Source organism: uncultured Methylobacterium sp., assembly GCF_964242245.1.
In the GTDB taxonomy this organism is placed as follows: domain Bacteria; phylum Pseudomonadota; class Alphaproteobacteria; order Rhizobiales; family Beijerinckiaceae; genus Methylobacterium.
Window position 1 is genome coordinate 1 of record NZ_CAXTBY010000223.1, and the last position, 2,576, is coordinate 2,576.

Annotated in this window: 3 protein-coding genes and 1 pseudogene; 3 read left to right on the forward strand and 1 reads right to left on the reverse strand. The window is 71.5% G+C overall.

The genetic code is table 11. From position 1 onward, the window contains the following. The 3 genes and pseudogenes from ACFE8Y_RS21640 to ACFE8Y_RS21650 form a co-directional block, all read left to right on the forward strand. Positions 1 to 195, forward strand: a pseudogene (locus ACFE8Y_RS21640) (ABC transporter ATP-binding protein); the annotation flags it as partial. Between the two features lie 80 nt (positions 196 to 275). Continuing rightward, positions 276 to 1,358 carry an MlaD family protein gene (locus ACFE8Y_RS21645; RefSeq protein WP_375466422.1) on the forward strand — a complete coding sequence of 361 codons (1,083 nt, stop codon included), beginning with the start codon at positions 276 to 278 and terminating at the stop codon, positions 1,356 to 1,358. 121 nt (positions 1,359 to 1,479) lie between these two features. Further along, a complete protein-coding gene (locus tag ACFE8Y_RS21650; RefSeq protein WP_375466423.1) occupies positions 1,480 to 2,058 on the forward strand; it encodes an ABC-type transport auxiliary lipoprotein family protein in 579 nt (192 codons plus the stop codon). 37 nt (positions 2,059 to 2,095) lie between these two features. Here the strand turns inward: ACFE8Y_RS21650 and ACFE8Y_RS21655 are convergent. After that, positions 2,096 to 2,576, reverse strand: a 481-nt coding sequence (locus ACFE8Y_RS21655; protein WP_375466424.1) for a helix-turn-helix domain-containing protein, incomplete at its 5' end; no start/stop codon positions are given.

A 2,576-nucleotide genomic window follows, 5' to 3' on the forward strand; every position in this document is an offset into this window, starting at 1 on the left:
ACCGTCTTCATGGTGACGCACGACCTCGACAGCCTCTACACCGCCTGCGACCGCATCGCGGCGCTCGGCGACGGCCAGATCATCGCGGCCGGGACGATCGCGGAGATGCTGGAGCACGACCACCCGTGGCTGCGCGCCTACTTCCACGGCAAGCGCGCCCGCGCGATTGTTCCGGGAGCGCACGCCCATGCGTGAACGCCGCCAGGGTTCCACGATGCCGGGACGTGCGCCCGCGCACCGCACGATGGTCCAAGCGTGGCGGAAGGCCTGACCGGATGGAGACCCGCGCGAACTTCGCCCTGATCGGCGCCTTCACCCTCGGGGTCATCCTGGTCGGCTTCGGCTTCGTGCTGTGGCTGTCCGGCGGGTCGGCGCGCCAAGTCAGCCAGGGCGTGCGCGTCGTGTTCTCGGGCAGCGTCGGCGGGCTGTCGCGCGGTTCCAGCGTGACCTTCAACGGCATCAAGGTCGGCGAGGTGACCGACGTCCACCTGCTGCCTCAGGACCCGCGCCGGGTCATCGCCGAGATCAAGGTCGCCCCGTCGACGCCGCTGCGCGCCGACACCCGCGCCCGCCTCGACTCGGCGATGCTCACCGGCGTGTCGGTGATCGCGTTGAACGGCGGCAACGCGGATGCGCCGGCGCTCGCGCCCGGCGCCAACGGCGACCTGCCGACGATCTTCGCCGATTCCTCTGACATCCAGGACATGATGGCCGCCGCCCGCCAGATCGCGCAGCGGGCCGACGACGTGCTCCAGCGCCTCGACAGGATCGTCTCGGCCAACGAGGGCGCGATCAACCGGACGCTCGCCAACGTCGAGACCTTCTCGCGAACCTTGGCGGAGGCCGGTCCGGCCGTGTCGAGCCTCGTCAAGGCCGTGGACGGGGCCAAGCTCAACCGGGTGATCGACAACGCCGACCGCTTCTCGGCCGCACTCGCGACCGCGAGCCCCGACATCGAGGCGGGCCTGCACGACGCGCGGACGCTGGCTTCCAAGCTCAACGCCTCGGCCGACCGCATCGACGGCGTGCTGAAGGGGGCGCAGGGCTTCCTCGGCTCCGCGTCCGGCGAGGCCGGGACGAGCGCCTTCGCCGACATCAAGGAGGCGGCCTTGTCCGTGCGCGACGCCGGCCGGGCCTTCCGCACCTTGTCCGAGAACCTCGACAAGCGCACCGCCAACATCGCCACGAGCTTCAACCGCCTGAGCGGCACCGGCCGGCGCGAGGTCGAGGCCCTGTCGACGGACGGACAGCGCACGCTCGGCACCCTCAACCGGACGGTGCGCAACCTCGAGCGCGACCCGTCGCAGGTCATCTTCGGCGGCAAGCCGTCGTTGCCCGAATACAACGGTGGCCGCTGAACGCGTCGGCCGCCGGGCCGATGTGCCCCGGCGCACGGCACGCTTCACGCGGTTTCGTCATTTGAACGGCACAGCTTCATCCGTCCCCGTCCCGCCGGCGGAGGGCGCCCAGGTCCTGCGTATGATCCGCCCCACCCTCGCCCTCGCGGCGGCCCTCTTCGCCTCGGCGCTCGGCGGTTGCGGCGGCGGCGCGCCGCTGACCTTCGACCTGATGGCGCTGCCCGCCGCGGGGCGACCGGTCGCGGCGGCGCGCGCGATCGTGGTCGCCGAGCCCATCGGCATCCAGCCCTTCGAGGCCGACCGCATCATCGTGCGCGAGCCCGGCGGCGCCCTGTCCTTCCTCGGCGGCGGGCAGTGGGCCGACCGGCTGCCGCGGCTGATCCAGACCCGGATCATCCAGAGCCTGGAGAATGCCGGCCGGCTGCGCTCGGTCTCGCGTCCCGGCGACAAGATCGTGGCCGACTTCCAGCTCATCTCCGAGATCCGCGCCTTCGACATCGCGGCGGGCTCCGGCGAGGCGGTGGTCGACCTCTCCGCCAAGCTCATCGCCGACGGCACCGGCAAGGTCGCGGCGGCGCGGATCTTCACCGCCCGCGTGCCGGTGACGAAGGTCGACGCCGCCAACGGCGCGCGGGCGCTCGATCAGGCGCTCGGCACCGTGCTCGCCGACATGGTCGGCTGGGTGAACGCGGGCCGTTGAGTGTTCCGGCCCGCGGCACCGGCAGGAATCGAACGTCCTACTCCATCACCGCTGCCTTCATGATCACCACCATCGTCGCGCGGCCCGGCAACGCTCCGGTGCAGCGGACGGTGTGCGGGCGGTCGCAGCGGTAGCGCAGGGTCTCGCCCGCCCGCGCCCTCTGCACCACGCCGCCGACATCGACCTCGAAGCAGCCCTCGCTCACGGAGAGCGACTCCACCGAGCCGCGCTGGTGCGGGTCGGAATCGAGCACACCGCCCGGATCGGCCGAGACCTCGTACCATTGCAGCCACTCGATGGTCTTGAGCCAGCCGATGATGGCGAGCCGCACCCGGCCGTCCTCGGAGACGAGGATCGGCGTGTCGGCCCGCGAGGACTTCTCGATGAAGGGCTCCTCGTCGTTGGCGGCCAGCACCCGCTCGATCGAGACGTCGAGCGCCTGACTCAGGCGCCAGATCGTGGCCAGCGTCGGGTTGGTCTCGTTGCGCTCGATCTGGCTGATGATCGACTTGGCGACG

Bases quoted from the DNA above. Each gene is read 5' to 3' on its own strand.
- ACFE8Y_RS21645 (WP_375466422.1), top strand. From the start codon at position 276: ATGGAGACCCGCGCGAACTTCGCCCTGATCGGCGCCTTCACCCTCGGG.
- ACFE8Y_RS21650 (WP_375466423.1), top strand. From the start codon at position 1,480: ATGATCCGCCCCACCCTCGCCCTCGCGGCGGCCCTCTTCGCCTCGGCG.